This window comes from Paraburkholderia sp. UCT70, from assembly GCF_050434085.1.
GTDB classification, from domain to species: Bacteria; Pseudomonadota; Gammaproteobacteria; order Burkholderiales; family Burkholderiaceae; genus Paraburkholderia; species Paraburkholderia tuberum.
The window spans coordinates 2,975,394-3,001,344 of record NZ_JBNPVZ010000004.1 but is presented as its reverse complement, the minus strand read 5'-3'; the positions used below and the strand labels follow the sequence as shown (position 1 = coordinate 3,001,344).

The following is a 25,951-nucleotide window of genomic DNA, read 5'->3' as shown; positions in this document are numbered from 1 at the left end:
GTACGCAAGCGCGGGGCGTCAGCCGACACGGTCCGGCGCGCCGGCGGAGACGCTGTCCATCAACGCGCGCATCCTCTGCCAATGCGTGCCTTCCCAGAACACGCGTCCGCATACATCGCAGGTCACGAAGCGGCTGTGCCGCTGCAGCACGCCGCGCGGCACGCGCGGGCCGGCTTCCTCGCGTGCGATGCGTCGCAGCGGCGCGTTGCATACGAGGCATAGCCGAAACGGTTGCGCGCTGCGCGCGAGATCGAGTCGTTCGAACACTTCGCGCAACTGCTCGCGCGGCCGCAGCGCGCGCACGTAGCAGCCATGCGTGATGTTGCGGCGTTTGAGCAGCTCGCGGTCGCGCGTCAGCACGATGCGCTGCTGCGCGGCGGCGAGCGCCTCGATATCGGCGTCGGGAAAGTGGTTGTCGTACAGCGTGTCGAAGCCCGCAAGCCGCAGAAGCGGCGCGAGGCCGCCGAGATGCGCATCGGCGATGAAGCGCATCACGCGCAACGGCCGCTCGCGCACGCGCAGCAGCGGCTGGATGTCGAGCGCCTCGAATTTCGGATAGACCGCGACGCGGTCGCCGTCGGCGAGCGGATGATCGAAACCGACCGAGTCGCCGTTGACCAGTATCAGCTCGACCTCGGTATGCGGCACACCGAGCACTTCGATCATGTGCTTGGTCGTTGCGCCGCGCGCGCAGACGCAGGTGAACGCGCGCCGGCGCAGCGGCCGGGCGATGAAGTCGTTCAGCTCCTCGTAGAAGCGGAATGTCGCGGTGACCATGCCTGCAGTATCGCACCGCTCGGGTTGCGGGTTGTCCTGCGCTTGTCGCATGAGTGTGCTCTACTTCGGGTTCTTTAGAAGACGGAGCAATAGATGGACATCGGTTTTATCGGTCTCGGCGAGATGGGCGCCGCGATGGTTGCAAACATTCTGAAAGCCGGGCACCAGGTGCGCGTGTGGAACCGCTCACCGGAAAAGGCCCAGCCGCTGGCCGGGCTGGGCGCGCAAGTCGTCGCGACGCCGGCTGAAGCGTTTGCGGGCGACGCCGTGTTCTCGATGCTCGCCGACGATGCCGCGCTGCGCGAAATCATCACCGCGTCGTTGCTCGAACATGCGCCGCGCGGGCTGATCCACGCGAATATGGCGACGATTTCCGTGGCGCTCGCCGAGGAGCTGGCGACCGCGCACGCGTCGCGCGGCGTGCATTACGTCGCCGCACCGGTGCTCGGGCGGCCCGACGTCGCGGCCGCGGGCAAGCTGACGATCGTCGCGGGCGGCCCGGCCGAATCGATCGACCGGATCCAGCCGATTTTCGACGCACTCGGCCAGAAGACCTGGCGCATCGGCTCGCTGCCGCAGCAGGCGAACGTGATGAAGCTGGCCGCGAACTTCATGCTCGGCGCGGCGATCGAGACGCTCGGCGAAGCGGCCGCGCTCGTGACGGGCCACGGCCTCGCGATGCAGGACTTCCTCGACGTGATCACGAGCGGCCTGTTTCCGGGACCGGTGTACTCGGGCTACGGCAAGCTGATCGCCGAGCAGCGCTTCGAGCCGGCGCTGTTCAAGGCGCGTCTGGGACTGAAGGACGTGCGCCTCGCGCTCGCCGCCGCCGATGCGGTGACGACGCCGATGCCGGTCGCGAGCGTGGTTCGCGACAGCCTGATCGAGGCGATCGCGCACGGCGACGGCGAGAAGGATTTCGCGGTGCTGGGTCAGGTCGCGACGCGCCGGGCCGGCCGCTGACGGCGCTGTCGATCGCCGGACGCAAGCGATCGACGCGACGTGGCCGCATGAGTCGCGCTGGGCGGCAAGGCATAATAGCCACCCGATCCCCCGACACCCGATTTCGATGACTCTGCATACCTGGTGGCTGTTCGCCGCCACTGTTTTCGTCGTTTCCGCGATTCCCGGTCCCAACATGCTGCTCGTGATGACGCACGGCGCCCAGCACGGCCTGCGTCGCGCGAGCGCGACGATGGCCGGTTGTCTGTCGGCGCTGGTGCTGATGCTGGCGGTATCGGCGGCGGGGCTCGGCGTGTTTCTGGCGGCATGGCCGACCATGTTCAACGCACTGCGCATGATCGGCGCGGCCTACCTCGTCTATCTGGGCATCAAGGCATGGCGCGCGCCAGCCGACGAAACCGCCGCGCACAACGTCGACGACCTGACAGCCCGGCCCGCGCGCTCGCGCTTCGCGCTATTTCGCAACGGCTTTCTGGTCGCAAGCAGCAATCCGAAGGCGATTTTGTTCGCGGCCGCGCTGCTGCCGCAATTCATCGATGCAACCCAGCCGAAGTTGCCGCAGTTCGGCGTGCTGCTCGCGACGTTCGCGTCGATCGAGGTCAGCTGGTATCTGCTGTATGCGGGTTTTGGCACGCGCATCGGCGCCAGGTTGAAGAGCCGCAGCGTCGCGCGGGTGTTCAACCGGCTGACGGGCGGTGTGTTCGTCGGTTTCGGCGCGATGATGGCGCTGGTGAGGCACTAAGCACCGCGCGTGTCGGCAGACAAGGGAAAACTGGGCCGTACCAATGCGACCGTTGTATGTCTGCAACATTGAGGGTCAACCCTAATTTGCATGTTGCAACGCACCAAGCGGTCTGCTATAGTTCGTCTTGTCTCCTCCATGTCTCCTCTGATATGGATTCAGCCCGCCAACATAGGTGGGCTTTTTTTTGCCCGGAATTCGCCGCGCGCCCAAAGCGGCGCCGCGACCGCGGAAAATCAAATTCAGAACTTATACGACACGGCCAGGAAGGAAATGATCGGGTTTGCGCTCAGATCCGCCTTCGACACGCCAAGCTCTGTCCCATCGGCCGCCTTGATGATGACCGACGACGTCGTCTTCAGCGGGATATACGTGACCGACGCAACGAGCCCCCAGTGCTCGGTGATGTTGTACGCAAGGCCCGCGTTGAACATCGGCGCCCACGAGTCGACGTGATCCCGCCGTTTTCTTCGCCCTGAATCACGGTCGCGTACAGTCCGCCCGACGCGATCGCGAGACCGGTGTTGCAGGTGCCGTCCCGCACGTTGACGAGACCGGGGCTCGACGCGCCATAGCCCAAACCGACCGAGCTTTCCGCGGCCGACGTCGACGGATTGATGAATGTCGCGACCGCGCCCTGGACCAGCGTCGCCGTGTTCTTGAAGTTCGAATCCGCGCCGACGTAACCGCCATCGAAGCCGCCCGAGGCGAGCGGCGTCGCCGCGGCGAGCATCGCGATGCCGGATTCGTCGTCGACCTGCGGGGAGATCAGGTTGCTCGTGTCGACGAAGCCGGTGCGGACCACGAGCGGGACCGTCGCGCCGTTGAGCTGGCCGAGGATCATGTGCGCGGTGCCGTACTTGCCGGTGCGCAGCGGATTGCTGGTGGCGCCGGTGCCCGGCACGATCTGCGGCGGGCTGGCGCTGTCGAAATAGCCGTTGCTGTTCAGCGTCAACGCGTTGCCGGTGCTCAGACACCCGGCCGCGCTCGATGACGTGCAGTTGCCGCTCGCGTCGAAGGTTTCGACGGCGTTCGAGGCGACTGTTTCGTAGTTCGCGGTCGGCGACAGGTGGTACAGCAGCGCGTTGTAGGTGCCGGGAAGCTTCGTGATGTCGGTAGTCGTGCTCGCGAAGCCGAGGAACGGATAGAAGTCGAAGTGCCGCTGGTTGACCGCGCCGATGGCGGGAACGCCGGGCAGCAGCGTGATGCCTGCATACTGGATCGTCGCGCCCGGAATCCCGCCGCCCGCGACGCCCTTGCCGATCAGGATCATCGGCGGGTTCGGGTTGTCGACGAAGTCGGGCGTCGTGTAGGTCGTGCCGTCCGACGCGGTGCCGGTGCCCGCGCCGAGGATGAACGCGCAGCGTGTCTGCTCGGCGGTCGGCAGCATGCCGGTGGGCGGGTGAATCACCGCGCCCGTGATCTGCGTGCCCCTGCGTGTGACGGAGACGCTCGCGCTGGTGAGCGGAATCGTCGACTCGAGCCACTTCAGCGTGTAGGTCATCGCGGTCGCGTCGATATTCAGCTGAACGATTTCGCCGCTGCCGGCGCCACCGAGGTAAGTGCTTTTGACGAGGGCCGCGGTGTCGGGGCACAGCGTTGCGGTGCTAGCGCTGGGCGTCGGCGCGCCTTGCGTACCGCAACTCGCGCCCGAGCATTGCGCCGGTGTGACGGGGTTCGGATTGTCGGCTTTGCCGCCGCCGCAAGTGATAAGAAAAGGTGCTGTGGCAATAGCCATTGCCAGACCGCGAGTTATGCCGTGCGACATGCTGCTGTCTCCCTTTATTTAATTGTGCGGAGTCATTTTGCTGTGCATTTATTCGCTGTCAATTGAAGTGGCAATCTAAAAATATCGATTCAAACAGCACGAATTTCAACGCGCGCGCACTGCACGGGCATGCGCGGTCCTCTTAAACGGAAAAGGATTTTTCACGCTGAACGCGGCATCGTTGTTTCGCCCTATACCCTTGCTGGACAAGCGTCTTGGCAAAAATGCTCTATCATCCTGGCACGCCCGTTCGCAAAAAATTCGGAGTTTCCCTATGCGGAAAACAATGCGGTGCGATGCAATTACGAGGAATTAATTACCGTCTCGAATGGGCAATTCGATTTTTATTTCAGGTAATTCGGACGACTACCGGGCAGAAATGTTTTGTATCAATTTTAATGGGCGGGCTTTTTTGTGGCACCGCGGATGCGGGTCGACTCGCCTAGCGTTTCAAACCGGTGCCTTCTGCCGCGCCGATCGCGAGATTCATGCACTGGATCGCCGCACCCGACGCGCCCTTACCGAGATTGTCCAGCCGCGCGACGGTCACGAAGCGCTCTTCGTTGCCGAACACGAACAGGTCGACGCGGTTGGTGTCGTTGTTCGCCTGCACGTCGAAGAAGCCGTTGTCGAGACTCGCGTCGGCGTTGAACGGCGCGACGTGCACGAACGCTTCGCCCGCGTAGTATTCGGCGAACTGAGCCTGCACGTCCTGCGGCGTCGTCTTCTTCGCGAGCTGGCCCGGCGAGAAGTACGTGATGACCGCGAGGCCCTTGTAGAAGTCGCCGACGATCGGCGTGAAGATCGGCGCCGACTTCAGGCCCGTATGTGTGGCCATTTCCGGCAGGTGCTTGTGCGTGAGGCCGAGCGCGTACGGGCGCGGGCTCTTGAGTCTGTCGTTGCCGCCGGCTTCGTAGTCGGCAATCATCTTCTTGCCGCCGCCGCTGTAGCCAGTGATCGAATAGGCGTGCGCGGCGAACTCGGGCGCGACGACGCCGCCTTCGACGAGCGGGCGCATCGCGAGCACGAACGCCGAGGCGTGGCAGCCCGGCACGGCGATGCGTTTGGCGGTGCGCAGGCGCTCGCGCTGCAAGCGAGCCAGCTCGGGCAGGCCGTAGGCCCAGTCGGGCGAGGTTCGGAACGCGGTGCTCGCGTCGATCAGCACCGTGCGGTCGTTCTCGACGAGCGAGGCCGACTCGCGCGAGGCGACATCGGGCAGACACAGGAACGTGACGTCCGACGCGTTGATGAGACGACGGCGCTCGTCCAGGTCCTTGCGCTTCGCTTCTTCGATACGCAGGATTTCGACGTCGGCGCGCTGCGACAGGTATTCAAAAATTTTCAGGCCGGTCGTGCCTTCCTGTCCGTCGACAAAAACTTTCGTGCTCATCTCGATCTCACTCGCTGGAAACGGGGCGCGACGCCGCGCCGGAACGTTATTTTAAGACGTCATCGCCGCGACCGTGCGGTGCAGCGCGAAAAAACGACGATGCGCGCGCAACGTGACGTTGGCGTGACCCGTTGCGCGACGAATGCGGCTGATGACCGAAGATGAACCGCAGATGAGCCGCGACGTCGTTTCGACGCCGTTCAGCCATTAGCCGCGCGCCGCTAGCCGCTAGCCGCGCGGCGCGATCCAGCGCGCGGTGACGCCCGCAATGCGCGCGCCGAACAGGCGCGCGGTTTCGAGATCCCCCGGCGGCGGCGCTTCGTCGGGCGACGCATCGGCCGCCGATTGCGTAAGCAGTCCGGTAAAGCCGCCGACGAAGTTCAGATCGTTGCGCGTCGCCGCCATCGTGTTCGACGGCATCATGCCGGTGCCGGCCCAGATCATGCTGTGCTGCATCGCCAGCGTGACGAAGTACTGGATAGTCGAGAACTTGTCGCCGTTCATCGTCGCCGAGTTCGTGAAGCCGGCTGCGATCTTGTCTTTCCACGCCTGCGCGAACCACGGTTTCGAACTGGCGTCGGCGAACTTCTTGAAGTCGGCCGACGGGCCGCCCATGTAGGTCGGCGCACCGAAGATCAGCGCGTCGGCGGCGGCGAGTTCGTCCCACGAGGCGTCGTCGAGGTCGCCGACCGGGATCATCTTCGCCTGCGCACCGACTTCCAGCGCGCCCGCGAGCACGGCTTCGGCGACCTTCTTCGTGTGGCCGTAGCCGCTGTGATAAACGATGACGATCTTCGACATGAAGTGCTCCAGCAAAGCGATCGGGAAGGCGAACGGCGCAAGCCAGGCGATGCGGCGCGGCGGCGCCCCATCACGACCGCGACGGCCGCCACTAGCGCCCGTAATTGACCTCGAGCCGCGCGCTGCCGATCGCGGCCGTGCCGATCTCGTGATCGAACATCAACGAGGGACGTCCTTGCGCGAGACGCAGATCGGCCGAGTTCAGCGCGTACACGGTAATGATATAGCGATGCGGTTTGCCGGGCGGCGGGCACGGGCCGCCATAGCCGTCGGTATCGAAGTCGTTGCGCGCTTCGACCGCGCCGAGCTTGCGCAGGAAACCGGACGAGCTCGCATTCTCGGGCAGGCTGTCGACCGTGGCGGGGATGCCCGCGACCGCCCAGTGCCACCAGCCGCGCCCCGGCGCGTCCTCGTCGAACATCGTGATCGCGAAGCCGCGCGTACCGGCCGGCGCGTCGCGCCATGAGAGCTGCGGTGAACGGTTGCCGCCCTTGCAGTCGTTCCGGTCGAACACCTGCGCATTCTGCACGGTGCCGCCCGCGCGCACGCTCGCGCTCGTCAGCGTGAACGGCTCGTCGGCCCGCGCACCGGCACTATGCGCTGCGAATAGCGCGAGCATCGCGCCGACGGCGAGCGATCGATGCCGCCAAGATGTAGCCAGCGAAACAACCAGGCAACGCACGCGCATATGCCGGTTCTCCTGTAAGGGCGCGAGGCGCGGGTCCTCGCGACTGTCGTTGTCCTGAATTGTGCCCCAAGGTCGAATCAAGTCTAACATCAGCGCTGATTAGCTCTGCGACGCAATATGTTCGCGTGCCGCGGAATTCGCAGACAGGAAATCAGCTATAGTAAGGGGGTTGTCGCGCGACCCTTACTGCATTTGACTCGTTTAAATAGCGAGCGTCAAAAGCAGTGTTAGAAGTTGTGGAGACCGGTTTATCCGTCCAGAGGAGGACGATGCAAGTTTCACTCAGGGTCGTGGTGGCAGACGATCATCCGGTTATTCTGTTTGGCGCTGAAAATGCGCTGCTCAAATTTCCCGGTATGCAAGTCGTTGGGCGCGCAAGGCAGTCGACTGAACTTATCAAAATGTTGCAATCCACCGAATGCGACGTGCTCGTCACCGACCTGGCCATGCCGGGCGGTCAGTACGGCGACGGCTTGCAACTCATCGACTATTTGCGCCGCAATTTCCCGAATCTGCCGATCGTCGTGCTCACCATGCTCGAGAACGCCGCATTGCTCAAACGGCTCAAGGAACTTGGCGTGACGTCGGTCGTGAACAAATCGGACGATCTCAGCCATATTGCGCTTGCGGTACAACACGTGGGCCGTCGCATGACCTATATGAGTCCGTCGGTGAAGGCGGTGCTCGATGGGTTGCGGGTCAATTCAGCCGGCAAGCGCGACGACTCGAAGCTGTCGCGGCGCGAACTCGAAGTCGTGCGCCTGTTCGTATCGGGTATGACGATCAAGGAAATATCGGAGCGTTTGAATCGCAGCATCAAGACGATCAGCACACAAAAAAACGCGGCCATGCGCAAGCTCGGAATCGATCGAGACTCCCAACTATTCCAGTATGCGCAGAGCAATGGTTTGCTGAATCTTTCGTCGAACTCGAGTAGGGACATCGCGAACCAGTCCTGATATCGGGCCTCGGTTCGTCCGCCGGGTAATCGGCGATAAAAAAAGCCGCCTGTTGCGAAACAGGCGGCTTTTTCATTCAATCCGCATAAAGCGGCTACGTTTTTATTGTCACTGCCTTACCGCGATGGCTTCATTGCGGCGTAGACGTTGCACCGCCATGTGCAGCGGACCACTCGGCCGGCGCGTGCAGGAATTTTTCCACTTCGTCGATCGTCTTCGTGTCGAAGTAGTTGTTCTGCTTCGCGACGCGCAGCACGTCCCACCACGTGGCGAGCGCGTGCAGATCGACGTCGATGTCTTTCAGCACCGACACGCTTTCCTTGAAGATGTTGTAGTGGAACAGCACGAAGCAGTGGTTCACCGTCGCGCCGGCGGTGCGCAGCGCGTTGATGAAGTTGATCTTGCTGCGGCTGTCGGTCGTCAGGTCTTCGACGAGCAACACGCGCTGGCCTTCGGTCAGCAGACCTTCGATCTGCGCGTTGCGGCCGAAACCCTTCGGCTTCTTGCGCACGTACTGCATCGGCACCATCAGGCGGTCGGACAGCCATGCCGCGAACGGGATGCCCGCGGTTTCGCCGCCGGCGACCGCGTCGATCTGCTCATAGCCGACGTCGCGCAGGATCGTCGCTTCGGCCATTTCCATCAGGCCGCGGCGCACACGCGGATACGAGATCAGCTTGCGGCAGTCGATATACACCGGGCTCGCCCAGCCGGACGTGAAAATATACGGTTTCTCCGCGTTGAAATGCACTGCTTGCACTTCGAGCAGCATCTTGGCGGTGGTGTCGGAGATCGTCTGGCGATCGAAGCCTGTCATGGGCGGATCCTTCGGAGTGAGCGGGGGAGAAGCGGGCGCTGGGCCCGGTGGCGCAGCAAGCGGGGTATGCCGCGCCATGCTGGGCGGGATACGCGGCCGGGGGAAGAGCACAGACCGGCTTTTGCTGCGCGCGTGGGCCGCTATTTTACCTGAAATGGGTCGCACCGAGGAGGCCGTCGTGCGCGGCGGCGCAGCCGGCGGGCGCTTTGGCGCGCGCATTGTCTTGTGACCGGGTGAGGCCGCCTTTACACTCACGCGACTTTCCCGGGACGCTTCCCACGCAGCCGCCTTCAGACCTACGGAATGCTTTCAATGAACGCCGCTCCGCCCGCCTCCGCCTCCACCACCGAAACCCGCTCCGCCGTCAAACCGGGCTATGCGGGCCGCGCGCTGCTTGCGTCGGTGTTGGGCTATGCGATGGACGGCTTCGATCTGCTGATTCTCGGCTTCATGCTGCCGGTGATCGCCGCCGACATGCATCTGAGTTCCTCGCAGGCCGGCGCGCTGGTCACATGGACGCTCATTGGTGCGGTGGCGGGCGGCGTGCTCTTCGGCATGCTCAGCGATTATTTCGGCCGCGTGCGCATGCTGACGTGGACGATCCTGATCTTCGCGGTGTTCACCGGCCTGTGCGCGCTCGCGCAAGGCTACACGGACCTGCTGATCTATCGGACCATCGCCGGGATCGGGCTGGGCGGCGAATTCGGCATCGGTATGACGCTGGTCGCCGAAGCGTGGCCGGCGTCGCAGCGGGCGCGGGTGTCGTCGTATGTCGGGCTCGGCTGGCAGCTTGGCGTGCTGGCGGCCGCGTTGCTGACGCCGCTGCTGCTGCCGGTGATCGGCTGGCGCGGCATGTTCGCGCTCGGGCTGCTGCCGGCGGCGGTGTCGTTCTTCGTGCGGCGCCGCGTCGAGGAGCCGGCGATTTTCAACCAACGCGTCGCGCGCGGCATGCGCAAGCTGCCGCTGAAACTGCTGTTCGTCGATGGACGCACGACGCGCGCGAGCCTCGGCGTCACGATCCTGTGCTCGGTGCAGAACTTCGGCTATTACGGGCTGATGATCTGGCTACCCAGCTATCTGTCGAAGACCTTCGGCTATTCGCTGACCAAATCGGGGCTGTGGACCGCCGCGACGATTCTCGGCATGGCGGCCGGCATCTGGCTATTCGGCATCGCCGCCGACCGCTTCGGCCGCAAGCCGACGTTCCTGTTCTACCAGGCGGGCGCCGTCGTCATGGTGTTCGTCTATGCGCAACTGACGGCGCCGATGGCGTTGCTGATCGGCGGCGCGGCGATGGGAGTGTTCGTCAACGGCATGATTGGCGGCTACGGCGCGCTGATTTCGGAGCTCTATCCAACCGATGCGCGCGCCACCGCGCAAAACGTGCTGTTCAACGCGGGTCGCGCGGTGGGCGGCTTTGGGCCGGTCGTCGTGGGCGCGCTGGCGGCGCGCTACTCGTTCGGCGCGGCGCTCGCGCTACTGGCGTCGATTTACCTGCTCGACATCCTCGCGACCCTGTTTCTGATTCCTGAGCGACGCGGCGCCGAACTCGACTGACCGCGTCGACGAAGCGCGTCCTTCAATCGCTTCGAATACTGCGAATGCGTGGACCACGCGGCCCGCATGGCGCCCCGCTGCGTGGCGGAAAAGCACGGCCGGGTCGTGGCGACGCAGCGTCCTGAGCGCCTGTTTCGCTAATGGCGGGTCCTGTTAACCACTCAGTGCATCGACACGTCCGGGGTGTACACTGATCGACCCGCGAAGCACTCCACATCGTCCCGTCTTCGTCGAGGTACGCCGTCGCGCCTGACCGGGCGCGTGCGAAAACCGCCTCGATCGGCTATCCGTCCGACAGATGAAAGCGCTGCAACGATGTGTGTCGCCGGGCCCAATCACTTACGTCTCGCAGGCCTAGAAATGGACGAACAACTCAAGCAAAGCGCTCTCGCCTACCACCAGAATCCGAAACCCGGCAAGATTTCGGTGACGCCTACCAAGCCGCTGTCGAACCAGCTCGATCTGTCGCTGGCGTATTCGCCGGGTGTGGCGGCAGCCTGTATGGCAATTCACGACGAACCGCTCGACGCGCAGAAGTACACGTCGCGCGGCAACCTCGTCGGCGTGATCACGAACGGCACCGCGGTGCTCGGCCTCGGCAATATCGGCCCGCTTGCCGCGAAGCCGGTGATGGAGGGCAAGGGGTGTCTGTTCAAGAAGTTCGCGGACATCGACGTGTTCGACATCGAGCTGAGCGAATCCGATCCGGACAAACTCGTCGAGGCGATTGCGATGCTCGAGCCCACGCTGGGCGGCATCAACCTCGAGGACATCAAGGCGCCCGAGTGCTTCTACATCGAGAAGAAGCTGCGCGAGCGCATGAAGATTCCGGTCTTCCACGACGATCAGCACGGCACCGCGATCATCGCGTCGGCGGCGATCCTGAACGGCCTCAAGGTGGTCGGCAAGAGGCTCGACGAAGTGAAGCTGGTCTGTTCGGGCGCGGGCGCGGCGGCCATTGCGTGTCTGGATCTGCTGGTCAATCTCGGTCTGTCGAAGAAGAACATTCTCGTCGCCGACTCGAAGGGCGTGATCTACGAAGGGCGCGGCAACCTCGATCCGTCGAAGGAGCGCTATGCGGCGCACACCGAAGCGCGCTCGCTCGCCGATGCGATCCGCGGCGCCGACGTGTTCCTCGGCTGCTCGAGCGCCGGCGTGCTGAAGCCGGAGATGGTCGCCGAAATGGGCTCGCAGCCGCTGATTCTTGCGCTCGCGAACCCCGAGCCGGAAATCCGTCCGGAAGAGGCGCGCAAGGTGCGCCCGGACTGCATCATCGCGACCGGCCGGTCGGACTATCCGAACCAGGTCAACAACGTGCTGTGTTTCCCGTTCATCTTCCGCGGCGCGCTCGACGTCGGCGCGACGACGATCACCGAAGATATGAAGCTTGCGTGCGTGCGCGCGATTGCCGAACTGGCCGAGGAAAGCGACCAGGGCGATGAAGTCGCGAAGGCCTACGAAGGCCACTCGCTCGAATTCGGTCCCGAATACCTGATTCCGAAGCCGTTCGATCCGCGCCTGATCATCAAGATCGCGCCGGCCGTCGCGCAGGCCGCAATGGATTCGGGCGTCGCGACCCGCCCGATCCAGGACATGGATGCGTACCGCGAACAGCTCGGCGCGACCGTCTATCGCTCGGGCATGGTGATGCGGCCGGTGTTCGCGGCGGCGAAGTCGGCACCGGCGCGCATCGTGTTCGCGGAAGGCGAAGACGAGCGCGTGCTGCGCGCCGCGCAGTTCGTGCTGCTCGAAAAGATCGCCAAGCCGATCCTGGTCGGCCGTCCGTCGGTGATCGAGATGCGTCTGAAGAAGATGGGCTCGAAGCTCAAGTGCGGCGAAGACGTCGAGATCGTCGATCCGGAAGACGATCCGCGCTATCACAAGTGCTGGCAGGCGTATCACGAACTCGGCGCGCGCGAAGGCGTAACGCCGGACGTCGCGAAGGCCGCGATGCGCAAGTTCAACACGCTGATCGGCGCGATCCTCGTGCGCCTTGGCGAAGCGGACGGCATGATCTGCGGCATGATCGGCCAGTACCACACGCATCTGAACTTCATCGAGCAGGTGCTCGGCAAGGCCGACGACGTCGAGAACTTCGCCGCGATGAATCTGCTGATGCTGCCGGGCCGTAACCTGTTCATCTGCGACACGTACGTGAACGAAGTGCCGACCGCCGAGCAGCTTGCCGACATGACGATGCTCGCCACGCGCGAAATCGAGAAGTTCGGCATCACGCCGAAGGTCGCGCTGCTGTCGAACTCGAACTTCGGCAGCGCGCCGTCGTCGTCGTCGCAGCGCATGGCCGCGGCGCGCAAGCTGATCACGCAACGCGCGCCGTCGCTCGAAATCGACGGTGAAATGCACGGCGACGCGGCGCTGTCGGAGACGATCCGCAAGGCCGCGTTCCCGGGCACGACGCTCGCCGGCGAAGCGAATCTGCTGATCATGCCGAACGTCGAAGCGGCGAACATCGCGTACAACCTGCTGAAGGTCGTGGGCGGCGAGGGTGTGACGGTCGGGCCGTTCCTGCTGGGCGCGGAAAAGCCGGTGCATATCCTGACGCCGGCCGCGACCGTGCGCCGGATCATCAACATGACGGCGGTCGCTTCGGCGAACGCGCGCAAGTTGGTGAACGCGAAGTAACGTGCATCACGTGAGGTTGGCGCGGGCGCGGCAGTAACGCGCCCGCGGCGGCCTGGGCAGAAGCGCTACGGAGCTCCGGCTCCGTAGCGTTTTTTTTTGCGCCTGAAAAAAAGCGGCGGTCCGTGCAGACCGCCGCTTTTCGGTTCAGCTGGGAGAGTCGATCAAGCCGCGTGCTGCGTCTTGCCCGCATCCGGCGAACGCCAACGCGCGAGCAGCTCGTTCCACCTGATGCGCACGCCTTTCAGGTTGTTTTCCTTCACATGCCCATAGCCGCGGATGCCGTCGGGCAGATTCGCGAGTTCGACCGCGAGATCGCGTTTCTGAGAAGTCAGCCCGCTGATCAGCTCACGCACCAATGCCTCGTATTCACCGATCAGCGCGCGCTCGGTGCGACGCTCCTCGGTGTTGCCGAACACGTCGAACGCGGTGCCGCGCAGGAACTTGAGCTTCGCGAGCACGTGCATCGCGCGGAACATCCACGGGCCGTACTTCTTCTTCACCAGATGGCCGTGCGCGTCCTTCTTCGATAGCGTCGGCGGCGCGAGATGCAGGTGCAGCTTCCAGTTGCCTTCGAACGTCGCGTTCAGTTTTTCGATGAACACCGGGTCGCTGTACAGACGCGCGACTTCGTATTCGTCCTTGTACGCCATCAGCTTGTGCAGGTTCTTCGCGACCGCCTCGGTCAGCGGCATTTGGCCGTCGGCGGGATCGAGCGCTTCTTCCGCGGCCCGCACCTGCGACACCAGCGCGCGATAGCGCTCCGCGTACGCACGGTTCTGCCAGGCGGTCAGATAGTCGGCGCGCTTGTCGATCAGCGTGTCGAGCGCCTTCGGCGTATGCAGCGCGATGATCTTGCCGCCCGCGCTGTCGGCCGGATCGCCGCGCCCCTGCGTTTGCGCGAGCTTGCGTACCGCAGCCAGATCGTGCGCGGCACGCCGGCCCCATTCGAACGCCGCGCGGTTCTTGTCCACCTGCACGTTGTTCAGCTCGATCGCGCGAATCAGCGACTCGTGCGTGAGCGGCACCCAGCCGCGCTGCCACGCATAGCCGAGCACGAACGGGTTCGTGTAGATCGCGTCGCCGAGCAGCGCGACGGCGAAGTGATTCGCGTTGACGGTCGAGACATTGTCATCGCCGGCCGCGGCGCGCACGTCGGCTTCGGTGCTGCTGCCGGGGAAGCGCCAGTTCGGGTTCTTGATCAGCTCGGCCGTCGGCGTGTGCGCGCTGTTCAGCACGACGCGCGTGCGATCCGCGTGCATCCGCGACACGCATTCGTCGCTGGCGGTGACGATCGCGTCGCAGCCGATCACGAGGCTCGCTTCGCCCATTGCGATGCGGGTCGCGTGGATGTCGGCGGGCTGCTTCGCGATCTGCACGTGGCTCATCACGGCGCCGCCTTTCTGCGCGAGGCCGGTGACGTCGAGCACCGTGACGCCCTTGTTCTCGAGATGCGCGGCCATGCCGAGCAGCGCGCCGATCGTGACGACGCCCGTGCCGCCGACGCCCGTCACCAGAACGCCGTACGGACGGTCGATGGACGGCAACTCGGGATCCGGCACCGGCGGCATTTCGGCGCCGGCGCCCGACGCCGCCTTCGGCTTGCGCAACTGGCCGCCTTCAACGGAGACGAAGCTCGGGCAGAAGCCGTTCACGCACGAGAAGTCCTTGTTGCAGGTCGACTGGTTGATCTGGCGCTTCGTGCCGTACTCAGTGTCGAGCGGTTCGACCGACAGGCAGTTCGACTTCACCGAGCAGTCGCCGCAGCCTTCGCACACCGCTTCGTTGATCACGACGCGCCGTGCAGGATCGGGATACGCGCCACGTTTCCTGCGACGGCGCTTTTCGGTCGCGCAGGTCTGGTCGTAGACCAGGATCGTGGTGCCCGGAACCTCGCGCAGCTGACGCTGCACGTCGTCGAGCTTGTCGCGGTGGTGAATGTCGACGCCGGGCGCAAGGCCGACGTTTGCCGCGTACTTCTCCGGCTCATCGGTGACGATGACGATCTTCGCCGCGCCTTCGGCGGCGAGCTGATGCGTGATCTGCGGCACGCTCAGCACGCCGTCGACCGGCTGGCCGCCCGTCATCGCGACCGCGTCGTTGTACAGCAGCTTGTAGGTGATGTTTGCCTTCGACGCGATCGCCGCGCGAATCGCGAGCAGCCCCGAGTGGAAGTAGGTGCCGTCGCCGAGATTGGCGAACACGTGCTTGTCGTTCGTGAACGGCGCCTGGCCGATCCACGCGACACCTTCGCCGCCCATCTGGCTGAACGTGCTGGTACTGCGATCCATCCAGACCGTCATGTAATGACAGCCGATGCCGGCCATCGCGCGCGAGCCTTCCGGCACGTTGGTCGACGTGTTGTGCGGGCAGCCCGAGCAGAACCACGGCTTGCGCTCGACTTCGACGCGCGGCCGCGCGAGCGCCTTTTCCTTCGCCTCGATCACCGCGATGCGCGCGGCGATGCGGGCGCGCACATCCGACGGCAGATCGAACTTGTCGAGCCGCGTGGCGATCGCCTTCGCGATGATCGCGGGCGACAGCTCGTAGTGCGCCGGCAGCAGCCAGTTGCCCATCGGCACCGACCATTCGCCGCCCGCGCCGTCCTTCTCGTCGAACTTGCCGAATACGCGCGGGCGCTGCGCGTCGGGCCAGTTGTACAGCTCTTCCTTGATCGCGTATTCGAGGATCTGGCGCTTTTCCTCGACCACCAGAATTTCGTCGAGACCGCGTGCGAAGGCCTGCGCACCTTGCGCTTCGAGCGGCCACACGCAGCCGACCTTGTACAGCCGGATGCCGATGCGCGAGCAGGTTTCGTCGTCGAGACCGAGGTTGGTCAGCGCCTGGCGCACGTCTAGATAAGCTTTGCCGCCGGTCATGATGCCGAAGCGCGCATGCGGCGAATCGATTTCGACGCGGTCGAGCTTGTTCGCTCGCACGTAGGCGAGGCCCGCGTACCACTTGTAGTCGAGCAGACGCGCTTCCTGCACGAGCGGCGAATCGGGCCAGCGGATGTTCAGCCCACCGTCGGGCATCACGAAGTCTCCCGGCAGGATGATGTTGGTGCGGTGCGGATCGATATCGACCGATGCGGACGATTCGACCACGTCGGTCACGCACTTCATCGCGACCCAGAGGCCCGAGTAGCGGCTCATCGCCCAGCCGTGCAGGCCGAAGTCCAGATATTCCTGCACGTTGGACGGAAACAGCACCGGCAGCCCGCATGCCTTGAAGATGTGTTCGGACTGATGCGCGAGTGTCGAGGATTTGGCCGCGTGATCGTCGCCGGCGAGCACGAGAACGCCGCCATGCCGCGACGAGCCGGCCGAGTTGCCGTGCTTGAAGACGTCACCGGACCGGTCGACGCCGGGGCCCTTGCCGTACCACATCGAAAACACGCCGTCGTATTTGGCGCTCGGGTACAGATTGACTTGTTGCGAACCCCACACGGCGGTGGCCGCGAGGTCTTCGTTGACGCCGGGCTGGAACACGACCTGATGCGCGGACAGATGCTTTTTCGCTTTCCACAGCGACTGGTCGAGCCCGCCGAGCGGCGATCCGCGGTAGCCGGAGATGAAGCCGGCCGTGTTGAGGCCGGCGGCGCGGTCGCGTTCCTGCTGCAGCATCGGCAGACGCACCAGCGCCTGGATGCCGCTCATGTACGCGCGGCCGCGATCGAGGGTGTATTTGTCGTCGAGCGTGACGGAAGACAACGCGGCTTCGAGCGAGGCTCGCTGACCTGCGTCTAGCGGGGCATTCATTATGTGTACTCCTCCACTTCAGCTTGGGATCACCAAAACTTTTCTGGCCCCGGCATCTCGTGAATGCTGGGGCCGGGGTCGTCATATTGACGGGTTTTAAGCGATGGTAGCACTGGTGGAAACCCGCCGCAGCGGATCAAAAATCGCCCGCGCACGATCTGATTTCGGCCGGTTTCGCGACGAGTTGCCTACGTGTTGTCAGCAGTTGTCGCGGATTTCCGCCGGAATGGAGTTGTATTGCGCCTGCGCGTGTAACAAGCTGTAAAACCTACAAATTTGCGGAACCGCAGTGAAAACCACTGTCTAACCCCGACCTGTGAGCGATGCCGAACGCCGCGCATTCTGTGCAGCTTCTGGGCAGCAGGGCAGTTAGAAAAGGAGTACGCATGAACACAAGAAACGTCCAGACCTTCCTGATGGTTTCCGCCGCTTTCTTCGCGATGAGCGCGCCGGTGCGCTCGAATCCGGGCAGCACGGGGGCACTGTCGAACGCGATCGTCCGCACGGCGCAGGTGGCGCCGGCGCGTCTGGGAACGGCGCGGGTCGACGGTGCGATCGGCAGCGATCTGTACAGGCAGAATTCATGACGCACCGCATCGCGCGCGTCTAATGACGACCGGCCGCCGTTCCGAAGAGAGCGGCGGCGTTACAACGTAAAAGGGCGAGGATCCTGCGATCCTCGCCCTTTTTTCTTCTGCGCGCCGATCAGGCGCGAGTCTCCGTGGTCAGGTCTTGTCCTGCACGACGCCGCGGCGAATCTGATCGAGCTCGATCGATTCGAACAGCGCCTTGAAGTTGCCTTCGCCAAAGCCCTGGTTGCCCTTGCGCTGAATGATCTCGAAGAAGATCGGGCCGATCTGGTTTTCGGTGAAGATCTGCAGCAGCAGATCGTCCGGTGCGCCGTCGATCAGGATCTTGCGCTTGCGCAGTTCCTCGAGCGGCTCGCCATGATTCGGCACGCGTCGGTCGACGAGTTCGTAGTACGTGTCGATCGTGTCGAGCAGTGAAATGTCCGATGCGCGCAGGCCGTCGACGGTGCGGTAGATGTCGCTGGTGCCGAGCGCGATGTGCTGGATGCCTTCGCCGTGGTACGCGTCCAGATATTCCTGGATCTGACCGGCGGTGTCCGAGCCTTCCTCGTTGATCGGAATGCGAATCTTGCCGCACGGCGAGGTCATCGCCTTCGACTTGACGCCCGTCACCTTGCCCTCGATGTCGAAGTAGCGCACCTCGCGGAAGTTGAACAGGCGCTCGTAGAACTCCGCCCATTCCTGCATGCGGCCGCGATGCACGTTGTGCGTCAGGTGATCGATATAGGTCAGGCCGTGGCCCACCGGGTTCGGGTTCGCGCCCGGAATCGGCTCGAAGTCGACGTCGTAAATGTCGATGTCACCGATGCTGTTCGGCGTCGCGCCGTTCTTGCCGCGCCAGCGGTCGACGAAATAGATCAGCGAATCGCCAATGCCCTTGATCGCCGGGATGTTCAGCTCCATCGGGCCGGTCTTGTTGTCGAAACCCCATGCGCCTTTTTCGAGCGCTTGGGCGTAGGCCTTCGCGGCGTCCTGTACGCGAAACGCAATCGCGCAGATCGACGGGCCATGCAAGCGCGCGAAGCGCTGCGCAAACGAATGCTTCTCCGCGTTGACGATGAAGTTGATGTCGCCCTGACGATACAGCGTCACGTCCTTATGACGATGCCGCGCGACGGCCGTGAAGCCCATCCGTTCGAACAGCTTGCCGAGCGCTTTCGGGTCCGGCGCCGTGTATTCGATGAATTCGAAGCCGTCGGTGCCGACCGGGTTTTCCCAAGTAGAAACCTGCATTGTCTGTCTCCAATCCCATGCAAGAGGGTTGCCGAGGCGCGCTGGCGGTGAGCGCGCGGTACGGTCGGCTGGGCGCGACCGGATAGGGCAAGTGTAGGACTGCGACGAAGGCAAAAACTTGCGAACTTAATCGCGCGTCACTACGCTTGAGCCAGTTTATGGCTTTATTCAACGGATACGCGGCAGAACATGGCCAATAACGGGATAGACGCGATCGATCGACGCATTCTGGCGATCCTTCAGGAGAATGGCCGGCTGTCGAATCAGGAGATTGCGGAACGGATCAATCTGTCGCCGAGTCCGTGCCTGCGGCGGATTCGCCGGCTCGAGGAAAGCGGCGTGATTCGCGGCTATGTCGCGCTGCTCGACGCGCAAAGTCTCGGGCTTGACCTGCTCGCGTATGTCAGCGTGCGGCTGGAGAAGGGTGGCGGTCGCGCGTTCAGTCCGCATGGCGAGGCCACGCACGCCGATCTGTTCGGCGCGGCCGTGCAGACGTGGCCCGAAGTTGTCGCATGTCACGCGATGACGGGTGAGATGGATTACCTGCTGCGCGTCCAGGTGGAGGACATGGCGCACTTTTCGCGCTTCGTGCAGGATCAATTGCTGCGGCATCCATCGGTGATCGATGTGAAATCGAGCTTTTCGCTAGAAAAGATCAAGGAAACGACAGCGCTGCCCATTTTGTAGGCTTCACGCGCACGGTCCTACGCGGGGCGTTGATTGGGTACAGATAGAAAAAAGGCGACCTTGCGGCCGCCCCAATCTCATTTCCCCGTAGCGATTATTCAGGCAGCGACAGCCACCGGCATGAACGACTCGAACAGTCGCGATGCCTGGCGTGCGTGGCGCTTGAGCGCGTAATCGAACACGGCGGCCTGCTCCTGCAGCATTTCCGCGAGGATGCTCGACTGATCGGCCGGCGACAGCGTCAGATACGCGTCGGCTTCGCCATACGCGTACTCGATCTTCATGCCGGCCTTCCTGGCGATGTGCATCATGGTCGAATTGCGCGCCAGGCAGTGGATGTACAGCGTCGTCACATGCGTGTTGCGGCTGCGGATCGCGGCGCGCTCGAATAGCTTCGAGCCGATACCGATGCCGCGTGCGCTTTCTAGCACGGAGACGCCGAATTCGGCGGTGCGCTTGTTGCCTTCGGCCGGCAGGTAGGCCAGATGGCCGACGCCGCTCAGTTCCAGCTTGCTGTTGAACACGCCGAACACGGTGTCGCGCGTGAAGTCGATCGCGCGCACGTAGTTTTCGATCACGTGGTTCGGCACGACCTGGCCGAAGCGCAGCAGACGGTCTTCTTCGTCGAGCGCGAGGAAGTGAGCAAGCAGGCGTTCGCGATCGACGGCGGTGAGTTCACGGACCAGAACGTGCGCGCGTCCAGCAGGCAGCGACGCCCGATCGTTCGGCGCGATCGGCTCGGTGTTGCGATGGGTCAGCATGTTCATGGTCGGGTTCTCCTTTTAATCAGGCGGCGTTGTGCACCGCAAAACCAATTTTAACGGAAACCTACGCCATTCACTAGGGAAAACCCGTATCAAAAATCGAGGTGAATACCTGGAACGCTGGAGCCCTAAATTTAATTAATTGATTTTAAACGGAAGTTAAAAGTGAGCGCACGTTCGCGACACCATGCCGCATGGATTCCCTGCGCTGATTTATTTGGTCTGCATGTTGTTGCTTTGCAACATCCAGTGCGCGGGTTGCGATCTGTTCAGACCATCGTCTAACTGGCCGGCGCGCTGCCGAGACCATGCTCGACCATGCCGACCACCTGCTCGGCGAACTCGCGATAGCCCATCCGCCCGTCCGGCTTGAGCCACGTGAAGGTCCAGTTGATCATGCCGAACACCATCATCGTCAGCGCGGTCTGGTTGTCGCGTGTCGCGCGTTCGGGATAGGCGCGCACGAGCTGCCGCGCGAAGGCGGCGACTACGTCGCGCTGACGGTTCAGGATGATCTCGCGCTGCGAATCGACCAGATACTTGACATCGTTCAGCAGCGCCACGTGCCGGCTGTGCGACGTCTCATACTCGGACAGGAACGCGCGGATCAGCTCCGCGAAGGTTTCTCGCTCGCTCAGTTCGCGCCGCTGGCTCGATCCTTCCACCTCGGCGATGATCAGCATCAGGCGCTTCGTGTAGCGATCGAGCAGATCGAACAGGATTGCTTCCTTGCTCTCGTAATAGTGATAGAGGCGCGCTTTCGAGGTGCCGCTCGCCGCGGCAAGATCGGCCATCGACGTGCTTGGATAGCTGGTCTGCGCGAACTTCGCGGCGGCCAGTTCGAGAATCTGCTCGCGTTGGGTTTCGTGGTCGGGGGCTCGGGTGCGGGCCATATTCGTCTGTTCTTGTCTTATTGGGGTGAGCAGGGGGGGGATGCCCCGCGCAGTTCGAGCGAGCGCCATTCGTTCGCGTCGCCGCGCAGGCGGATGCGCCGCAGCGCCGCGAGTTCTCGCATGCGCCACAGCACGATGCTGTCGCTGACGAGGAACCACAACCCGGCGGTCATCACGTAGGCGGCGACGCGCGCGGCGGGCTGCCAGGCGTCGGTTGCGCGGTCGAGGATCAGCGCGTCGATTTCGGCAACGCTGCCGTTCGTGAAGGTGTTGTCACGCCAGCGCCGCGTCTCGCCGTTCGCCTGTTTGACCTCCTGCCATTCGAGCGCGAGCCGGCTGATGCGCTGCACGGAAATCGGCGCGGCGTCCGGCAGGTGTGTCTGCAATACGTCCGGCGCAAACATGCCGACCGATGTCGCGCGATCCTTGCGGGTATGCGCCCACGCTTGCGGATCGGTGAGGTCGGCGATCGACAGACGCACTTCGTTCAAACGCTGCGGGCTGTTGCACACCAGGTAGCAGACGCGGCGCAGCATCAGTTGATCGGACGCGCTTTCGCCGTGCCACACCACGAGATTCGCGGTGCTGCTGGCGAGGCCGTCGAGCACCGCGGCCTGTTCGCGGAACTCGCGCACGAAGTCGCGTTGCGTGTCGGCGCTGACGCGTTCCCAGAAGTCGGCGCGCACGTGCGCAGCGTCGTCGACGCCGCGTAACGGGCCGACCGCCAGATCGTCCCGCAGCGGCTGCACGCGATCGTCGCGGCCCGCCTGGTCGAGCGCGGTACGCAGCGACTCGGCGGCGACATCGCCGTTGGTGAGGTGAATCGTGCTCATGGGCAAGGGCTTGCAGTGACACCTGCAGCTGTAACAAAAAGAGGCCGCTCGCCGACTGGAACCCGATGTCCCGATCGATGAGCGGCCCCTAGTTTAAGCGGATCGCGAAACGGCCGAAAGCGGTGGCGGACGTCACAGGAGGGCAGTCCGTACCTGGGCCACGAAAGCACTCGACTCAACGTTCGTCGTAACTGACGACGACCTTGTCGCTAACCGGATGACACTGACACGTCAGCACGAACCCGTCGCGGACCTCGTCCTCTTCGAGCGTGTAGTTCTTTTCCATCTTCACTTCGCCCTCGAGCACCTTCGCGCGACAGGTGCAGCACACGCCGCCCTTGCACGCATACGGCAGCGCGAGACCGGCGCGCAGCCCGACGTCGAGCACGCTCGTGCCCTGATACGGCAGGCGCAGCTTGCGCCGCTTGCCGTCGAGCACGATTTCGAGCTCGGCCGCGGGGGTGTCCGCGGTGATCTCGACGGGCGGCACGCCCGCCTGCGGCAGCGGCGTACCGAAGCGCTCGACGTGCACCTTCGCGGGCGGCACGCCGGCTGCCTTGAGCGCGGCCTCGGCCGCATCCATCATCGGCGCGGGGCCGCAGATGAACGCTTCGTCGATCGCGTCGGCCGGCAGCAGTTGCTCGATGAACGCCGCGCATTTTTCCTGGTCGAGCACGCCGTTAAACAGCTCGACGTCCTGCAGGTCGTCCGACAGCACGTGATACAGCACGAAGCGGTTCATGAAGCGGTTCTTCAGATCCTCGAGCTCCTCGGCGAACATGATCTGGTCGACGCTGCGGTTGCCGTACACGAGCGTGAAGGTGCTGCGCGGCTCGACTTCGAGCGTCGTCTTGATGATCGCGAGCACCGGCGTGATGCCCGAGCCGCCCGAGAACGCGAGGTACTGCTGCCCCTGTTCCGCGTTCAGGTGCGTGAAGAAGCGGCCGTCGGGCGTCATCACGTCGATCGTGTGGCCCGGCTGCAGCGTGTCGAACGCGAAGTTCGAGAAACGCCCGCCGCGCACGCGCTTGATGCCGATGCGCAACTCGCCGTCGCGATCGTAGTCGGTGACGCCGACGCAGATTGAATACGAACGGCGCGTTTCCTCACCGTCGATATGCGTCTTCAGCGTGACGAACTGGCCCTGCGTGAAGCGATAGTGGTCGCGCAGTTCGGGCGGGACTTCGAAGGCGACCGAGACCGCATCGGCGGTTTCAGGGCGCACTTCGCGGATACGCAGCGGATGGAATTGCGGGGTGGCCATATCAGTACGGTTTGAAGTAGTCGAAGGGTTCGCGGCAGTCGAGGCAGCGATACAGGGCCTTGCAGGCGGTCGAGCCGAATTGCGCGAGCCGCTCGGTGTGCGCCGAGCCGCAGCGTGGGCAGCCTGGGGCCGGCAGCGCGCGCGGCACGAAGCGCAGCACTTTCTCCTGCGGCGCTGACGTCGCGGCTGAACCGCAGTTGCCCGTCGGCGGCGCGATGCCGTAGACGCGCAGTTTTTCGCGGGCTTCGGCCGTGATCCAGTCGGTGGTCCACGCCGGCGCGAGCACGGTGGCGACGCGGTATGGCGTGAGCTGCGCGGCCTCGAGCGCACGGCCGATGTCTTCGGCAATCTGCGACATCGCCGGGCAGCCCGAGTAGGTCGGCGTGATCACGACTTCGAGCGCGCCGTCCGCGGCGCGTCGCACGTCGCGCAGGATGCCGAGTTCGCGGATCGACACCACCGGGATCTCCGGGTCGGGTACCGCTTCGAGCACGGTCCATGCACGGGTGAGCGCGGCGTCGGTCGTGGCAGCGGCGGCGTTCGCGGGCTGCGGAGCGGTCGAGGTCGTCATCGCGTGCTCACCAGCTGGCGCCCGGATGCTGGCGCGCGAGGCTCTGCATTTGCGCGAGCACGAAACCCATGTGCTCCGAATGCTCGCCGTGCTTGCCCGTGCTCACGTGCCGCAGCGCCGCGGGCAGCGTCAGCGTGGCCTGGTCGAGCGTGGCGCGCACGTCGTCGAGCCACGCGGCTTCCAGCGCCGAGGTGCGCGGGCCGATACCGGCCGCGGCGACCGCGTCTTCCACCGCGTCCGCGCTGAAGAACTCGTACGTGTACGGCATCAGATAGTCGAGCGCGGCCTGCGCGCGACGGTGCGATTCGTCGGTGCCGTCGCCGAAACGGATCAGCCACTCGCTCGCGTGATGCACGTGGTACTGCGTTTCCTTGATCGACTTCGCGGCGATCGCGGCGAGCTGCCCGTCGCTGGAGCCCGTCAGCGCACCCCACAGATGCATCATCAGCGTCGCGTACAGGAAGTTGCGCACGATCGTGACCGCGTAATCCTTCCCGGCCTGCGCGGTGCCGGCGAGCGGCCCGTAATGCGGCAACTCGGCGAGCGTGTAGTTCGCGAATTCGCGCTCGGCGCGGAAGTACGCGTAGTCGTCTTCGCTGCGCTGACGGCCGGTGAGCTGCGCTTCGAGCGCGGCCGCGTGCGTGTACAGCAGGCGCGCCTGGCCGATCAGGTCGAGGCTCATGTTCGACAGCGCGATGTCCTCTTCGAGGATCGGGCCGTGGCCGCACCACTCGGTGTTGCGCTGACCGAGGATCAGCGCGGTATCCGCGAGGCGCAGCACGTACTGGAGATGTTCGGGCGTAATGGACGTAGTGGAGGACGTAGTGGTCATGGCCGCGCTTACATGTGGTTGACTTCGTCGGGGAGCGTGTAGAACGTCGGGTGGCGATAGATCTTGTCGCCCGCCGGTTCGAACAGCTCGGCCTTCTCGTGCGGCGCCGAGGCCGTGATCGCCGAGGACGGCACCACCCAGATGCTCACGCCTTCCTGGCGGCGCGTGTAGACGTCGCGCGCCATGCGCAGCGCCATCGGCGCGTCGGCGGCATGCAGACTGCCGCAGTGTTTATGGTCGAGTCCCTGCTTGCTGCGCACGAACACTTCCCAAATCGGCCATTCCTTGTTCATTGCTGATCTCCTGATTCCTTTGATGTGCGCTGCCACTCAGGCGGCGTGCTGCTGCGCGCGCTGGCGCTGCTTTTCCGCATGGGCGAGCGCGGCTTCGCGTACCCAGGCGCCGTCTTCATGGGCCTTCACGCGGGTCGCGAGGCGCTCGCGGTTGCACGGGCCGTCGCCATTGACGACGCGCCAGAACTCTTCCCAGTCGATGTCGCCGTAGTCGTAGTGGCCGCGCGCCTCGTTCCATTTGAGGTCCGCGTCGGGCAGCGTGACGCCGAGCACCTTCGCCTGCTCGACGGTCGCGTCGACGAATTTCTGGCGCAGGTCGTCGTTGGTGATGCGCTTGATGCCCCATCTGGCCGACTGGTTGCTGTGGACCGAGTCCCTGTCGCTTGGGCCGAACATCATCAGCACCGGCCACCACCAGCGGTTCACCGCCTGCTGGACCAGCTCGCGCTGCGCCTCGGTGCCGGCCATCATCGCGAGCAGCGCGTCGAAGCCCTGGCGCTGATGGAACGACTCTTCCTTGCAGATGCGGATCATCGCGCGGGCGTACGGGCCGTACGTGCAGCGGCACAGCGGGATCTGGTTCATGATCGCCGCGCCGTCGACGAGCCAGCCGATCACGCCGACGTCGGCCCAGGTGGGCGTCGGGTAGTTGAAGATGCTCGAATACTTGGCCTTGCCCGCGTGCAGCGCGTCGATCAGCTGCTCGCGCGAGACGCCGAGCGTTTCGGCGGCGCTATACAGATAGAGGCCGTGGCCGGCTTCGTCCTGCACCTTGGCGATCAGGATCGCCTTGCGCTTGAGGCTCGGAGCGCGCGTGATCCAGTTGCCCTCGGGCAGCATGCCGACGATCTCCGAGTGCGCATGCTGCGAGATCTGCCGCACTAGCGTTTTGCGGTACGCGTCGGGCATCCAGTCCTGCGGCTCGATCTTGCCGTCGGCGGTCATGACCGCGTCGAAGCGAGCCTGTTCGGGCGAATTCGCGTCCGCGTCCAGCGGGGCGACGGTGCCGGGGATATCGAGGGATTGGGTGTACATGAGGGACGCTCTCTCTGGAGGAGTGGTCTGTGTCGGCGTAGTATAAACCAACCGACCGGTCGGTTAATAAATTTTTTGTGCAGAGACGTTGGG

At 64.2% G+C, this 25,951-nt stretch carries 23 protein-coding genes and 1 pseudogene; 7 read left to right on the top strand and 17 right to left on the bottom strand.

The genetic code is table 11. The features are described 5' to 3' along the window. Positions 1-18 precede the first annotated feature (18 nt). Positions 19-777, bottom strand: coding sequence for a Mut7-C RNAse domain-containing protein (locus OKW41_RS39630; protein ID WP_184056392.1), 759 nt, complete (start codon positions 775-777; stop codon positions 19-21). 93 nt (positions 778-870) lie between these two features. Here OKW41_RS39630 and OKW41_RS39625 point away from each other — a divergent pair, with 93 nt between their 5' ends. Together OKW41_RS39625 and OKW41_RS39620 are read left to right on the top strand one after the other, a co-directional pair. Continuing rightward, positions 871-1,740 (top strand): NAD(P)-dependent oxidoreductase, encoded by an 870-nt coding sequence (locus OKW41_RS39625; RefSeq protein ID WP_429454252.1) that lies wholly within the window; start codon positions 871-873, stop codon positions 1,738-1,740. A gap of 106 nt (positions 1,741-1,846) precedes the next feature. Continuing rightward, the gene (locus OKW41_RS39620) at positions 1,847-2,482 is read left to right on the top strand and encodes a LysE family translocator (RefSeq protein WP_429454254.1); all 636 of its coding nucleotides are present in this window, start codon (positions 1,847-1,849) and stop codon (positions 2,480-2,482) included. A 242-nt stretch (positions 2,483-2,724) separates the two neighbouring features. On the opposite strand, the pseudogene OKW41_RS39615 reads toward OKW41_RS39620, so the two are convergent. The 5 genes and pseudogenes from OKW41_RS39615 to OKW41_RS39595 all read right to left on the bottom strand — a co-directional run. Continuing rightward, positions 2,725-2,928 (bottom strand): annotated as a pseudogene (locus tag OKW41_RS39615) (OmpW family outer membrane protein); the annotation flags it as partial. Further along, positions 2,841-4,250, bottom strand: a complete 1,410-nt coding sequence (locus OKW41_RS39610; RefSeq protein ID WP_429575844.1) for a DUF2957 domain-containing protein — start codon at positions 4,248-4,250, stop codon at positions 2,841-2,843. The pseudogene OKW41_RS39615 and the gene OKW41_RS39610, both read right to left, overlap by 88 nt. A 442-nt stretch (positions 4,251-4,692) precedes the next feature. After that, the gene (argC, locus tag OKW41_RS39605; RefSeq protein WP_429575843.1) at positions 4,693-5,640 is read right to left on the bottom strand and encodes an N-acetyl-gamma-glutamyl-phosphate reductase; all 948 of its coding nucleotides are present in this window, start codon (positions 5,638-5,640) and stop codon (positions 4,693-4,695) included. Positions 5,641-5,868: 228 nt separating this feature from the next. After that, a complete protein-coding gene (locus tag OKW41_RS39600; protein ID WP_429575842.1) occupies positions 5,869-6,441 on the bottom strand; it encodes a flavodoxin family protein in 573 nt (190 codons plus the stop codon). A 91-nt stretch (positions 6,442-6,532) separates the two neighbouring features. Then, on the bottom strand, positions 6,533-7,129 hold the full coding sequence (locus OKW41_RS39595; RefSeq protein WP_429454639.1) for a YbhB/YbcL family Raf kinase inhibitor-like protein: 597 nt from the start codon (positions 7,127-7,129) through the stop codon (positions 6,533-6,535). Positions 7,130-7,398: 269 nt separating this feature from the next. On the opposite strand from OKW41_RS39595, the gene OKW41_RS39590 reads away from it, so the two are divergent. Beyond that, positions 7,399-8,088, top strand: a complete 690-nt coding sequence (locus tag OKW41_RS39590) for a response regulator (RefSeq protein WP_429454260.1) — start codon at positions 7,399-7,401, stop codon at positions 8,086-8,088. 130 nt (positions 8,089-8,218) lie between these two features. Here OKW41_RS39590 and OKW41_RS39585 read toward each other — a convergent pair whose 3' ends face one another. Next, positions 8,219-8,905 (bottom strand): orotate phosphoribosyltransferase, encoded by a 687-nt coding sequence (locus OKW41_RS39585; RefSeq protein ID WP_018418686.1) that lies wholly within the window; start codon positions 8,903-8,905, stop codon positions 8,219-8,221. A 312-nt stretch (positions 8,906-9,217) separates the two neighbouring features. Between OKW41_RS39585 and OKW41_RS39580 the strand changes: the two genes are divergently transcribed. Then, entirely contained in the window at positions 9,218-10,462 is a 1,245-nt protein-coding gene (locus OKW41_RS39580) for an MFS transporter (protein WP_429575841.1), read from the top strand. A gap of 360 nt (positions 10,463-10,822) precedes the next feature. Continuing rightward, positions 10,823-13,105 carry an NADP-dependent malic enzyme gene (locus OKW41_RS39575; RefSeq protein ID WP_429575840.1) on the top strand — a complete coding sequence of 761 codons (2,283 nt, stop codon included), beginning with the start codon at positions 10,823-10,825 and terminating at the stop codon, positions 13,103-13,105. A gap of 161 nt (positions 13,106-13,266) precedes the next feature. Here OKW41_RS39575 and OKW41_RS39570 read toward each other — a convergent pair whose 3' ends face one another. Continuing rightward, positions 13,267-16,863, bottom strand: coding sequence for an indolepyruvate ferredoxin oxidoreductase family protein (locus tag OKW41_RS39570; protein ID WP_429575839.1), 3,597 nt, complete (start codon positions 16,861-16,863; stop codon positions 13,267-13,269). Between the two features lie 386 nt (positions 16,864-17,249). Between OKW41_RS39570 and OKW41_RS39565 the strand changes: the two genes are divergently transcribed. Beyond that, on the top strand, positions 17,250-17,450 hold the full coding sequence (locus OKW41_RS39565; protein WP_429454268.1) for a hypothetical protein: 201 nt from the start codon (positions 17,250-17,252) through the stop codon (positions 17,448-17,450). 138 nt (positions 17,451-17,588) lie between these two features. Here the strand turns inward: OKW41_RS39565 and hppD are convergent, their stop codons facing one another. After that, the gene (gene hppD / locus OKW41_RS39560) at positions 17,589-18,686 is read right to left on the bottom strand and encodes a 4-hydroxyphenylpyruvate dioxygenase (RefSeq protein ID WP_429575838.1); all 1,098 of its coding nucleotides are present in this window, start codon (positions 18,684-18,686) and stop codon (positions 17,589-17,591) included. A 189-nt stretch (positions 18,687-18,875) separates the two neighbouring features. Here hppD and OKW41_RS39555 point away from each other — a divergent pair, with 189 nt between their 5' ends. After that, complete coding sequence (locus OKW41_RS39555; RefSeq protein WP_429575837.1) at positions 18,876-19,373, top strand: Lrp/AsnC family transcriptional regulator; 498 nt, start codon at positions 18,876-18,878, stop codon at positions 19,371-19,373. A 98-nt stretch (positions 19,374-19,471) separates the two neighbouring features. Here the strand turns inward: OKW41_RS39555 and OKW41_RS39550 are convergent, their stop codons facing one another. The 8 genes from OKW41_RS39550 to paaA all read right to left on the bottom strand — a co-directional run bounded on the left by OKW41_RS39550 (position 19,472) and on the right by paaA (position 25,858). Then, positions 19,472-20,140 carry a GNAT family N-acetyltransferase gene (locus OKW41_RS39550; protein ID WP_429454274.1) on the bottom strand — a complete coding sequence of 223 codons (669 nt, stop codon included), beginning with the start codon at positions 20,138-20,140 and terminating at the stop codon, positions 19,472-19,474. A gap of 278 nt (positions 20,141-20,418) precedes the next feature. Further along, positions 20,419-21,030 (bottom strand): TetR/AcrR family transcriptional regulator, encoded by a 612-nt coding sequence (locus OKW41_RS39545; RefSeq protein ID WP_429575836.1) that lies wholly within the window; start codon positions 21,028-21,030, stop codon positions 20,419-20,421. Between the two features lie 17 nt (positions 21,031-21,047). Then, positions 21,048-21,863, bottom strand: a complete 816-nt coding sequence (locus tag OKW41_RS39540) for a DUF1835 domain-containing protein (protein ID WP_429575835.1) — start codon at positions 21,861-21,863, stop codon at positions 21,048-21,050. Positions 21,864-22,038: 175 nt separating this feature from the next. Next, positions 22,039-23,127, bottom strand: coding sequence for a 1,2-phenylacetyl-CoA epoxidase subunit PaaE (paaE, locus tag OKW41_RS39535; RefSeq protein WP_429575834.1), 1,089 nt, complete (start codon positions 23,125-23,127; stop codon positions 22,039-22,041). A gap of 1 nt (position 23,128) precedes the next feature. Further along, complete coding sequence (gene paaD, locus OKW41_RS39530) at positions 23,129-23,698, bottom strand: 1,2-phenylacetyl-CoA epoxidase subunit PaaD (protein WP_090802184.1); 570 nt, start codon at positions 23,696-23,698, stop codon at positions 23,129-23,131. A 7-nt stretch (positions 23,699-23,705) separates the two neighbouring features. Further along, entirely contained in the window at positions 23,706-24,530 is an 825-nt protein-coding gene (gene paaC / locus OKW41_RS39525; RefSeq protein WP_429454280.1) for a 1,2-phenylacetyl-CoA epoxidase subunit PaaC, read from the bottom strand. Positions 24,531-24,538: 8 nt separating this feature from the next. Next, positions 24,539-24,823, bottom strand: a complete 285-nt coding sequence (paaB, locus tag OKW41_RS39520; protein ID WP_018418671.1) for a 1,2-phenylacetyl-CoA epoxidase subunit PaaB — start codon at positions 24,821-24,823, stop codon at positions 24,539-24,541. 36 nt (positions 24,824-24,859) lie between these two features. Next, positions 24,860-25,858: a 1,2-phenylacetyl-CoA epoxidase subunit PaaA gene (gene paaA / locus OKW41_RS39515; protein WP_429454282.1), complete on the bottom strand. Its 999-nt coding sequence runs from the start codon at positions 25,856-25,858 to the stop codon at positions 24,860-24,862. Positions 25,859-25,951: the final 93 nt, after the last annotated feature.

Bases quoted from the DNA above. Each gene is read 5' to 3' on its own strand.
- OKW41_RS39610 (WP_429575844.1), bottom strand. From the start codon at position 4,250: ATGTCGCACGGCATAACTCGCGGTCTGGCAATGGCTATTGCCACAGCA.
- hppD (WP_429575838.1), bottom strand. From the start codon at position 18,686: ATGCAGGTTTCTACTTGGGAAAACCCGGTCGGCACCGACGGCTTCGAA.
- paaD (WP_090802184.1), bottom strand. From the start codon at position 23,698: ATGACGACCTCGACCGCTCCGCAGCCCGCGAACGCCGCCGCTGCCACG.
- OKW41_RS39575 (WP_429575840.1), top strand. From the start codon at position 10,823: ATGGACGAACAACTCAAGCAAAGCGCTCTCGCCTACCACCAGAATCCG.
- OKW41_RS39590 (WP_429454260.1), top strand. From the start codon at position 7,399: ATGCAAGTTTCACTCAGGGTCGTGGTGGCAGACGATCATCCGGTTATT.
- OKW41_RS39570 (WP_429575839.1), bottom strand. From the start codon at position 16,863: ATGAATGCCCCGCTAGACGCAGGTCAGCGAGCCTCGCTCGAAGCCGCG.
- OKW41_RS39545 (WP_429575836.1), bottom strand. From the start codon at position 21,030: ATGGCCCGCACCCGAGCCCCCGACCACGAAACCCAACGCGAGCAGATT.
- argC (WP_429575843.1), bottom strand. From the start codon at position 5,640: ATGAGCACGAAAGTTTTTGTCGACGGACAGGAAGGCACGACCGGCCTG.
- OKW41_RS39585 (WP_018418686.1), bottom strand. From the start codon at position 8,905: ATGACAGGCTTCGATCGCCAGACGATCTCCGACACCACCGCCAAGATG.
- OKW41_RS39565 (WP_429454268.1), top strand. From the start codon at position 17,250: ATGAACACAAGAAACGTCCAGACCTTCCTGATGGTTTCCGCCGCTTTC.
- OKW41_RS39630 (WP_184056392.1), bottom strand. From the start codon at position 777: ATGGTCACCGCGACATTCCGCTTCTACGAGGAGCTGAACGACTTCATC.
- OKW41_RS39595 (WP_429454639.1), bottom strand. From the start codon at position 7,129: ATGCGCGTGCGTTGCCTGGTTGTTTCGCTGGCTACATCTTGGCGGCAT.
- OKW41_RS39620 (WP_429454254.1), top strand. From the start codon at position 1,847: ATGACTCTGCATACCTGGTGGCTGTTCGCCGCCACTGTTTTCGTCGTT.
- paaA (WP_429454282.1), bottom strand. From the start codon at position 25,858: ATGTACACCCAATCCCTCGATATCCCCGGCACCGTCGCCCCGCTGGAC.
- OKW41_RS39540 (WP_429575835.1), bottom strand. From the start codon at position 21,863: ATGAGCACGATTCACCTCACCAACGGCGATGTCGCCGCCGAGTCGCTG.
- OKW41_RS39580 (WP_429575841.1), top strand. From the start codon at position 9,218: ATGAACGCCGCTCCGCCCGCCTCCGCCTCCACCACCGAAACCCGCTCC.
- paaE (WP_429575834.1), bottom strand. From the start codon at position 23,127: ATGGCCACCCCGCAATTCCATCCGCTGCGTATCCGCGAAGTGCGCCCT.
- OKW41_RS39625 (WP_429454252.1), top strand. From the start codon at position 871: ATGGACATCGGTTTTATCGGTCTCGGCGAGATGGGCGCCGCGATGGTT.
- OKW41_RS39600 (WP_429575842.1), bottom strand. From the start codon at position 6,441: ATGTCGAAGATCGTCATCGTTTATCACAGCGGCTACGGCCACACGAAG.
- OKW41_RS39550 (WP_429454274.1), bottom strand. From the start codon at position 20,140: ATGAACATGCTGACCCATCGCAACACCGAGCCGATCGCGCCGAACGAT.
- OKW41_RS39555 (WP_429575837.1), top strand. From the start codon at position 18,876: ATGGCCAATAACGGGATAGACGCGATCGATCGACGCATTCTGGCGATC.
- paaB (WP_018418671.1), bottom strand. From the start codon at position 24,823: ATGAACAAGGAATGGCCGATTTGGGAAGTGTTCGTGCGCAGCAAGCAG.
- paaC (WP_429454280.1), bottom strand. From the start codon at position 24,530: ATGACCACTACGTCCTCCACTACGTCCATTACGCCCGAACATCTCCAG.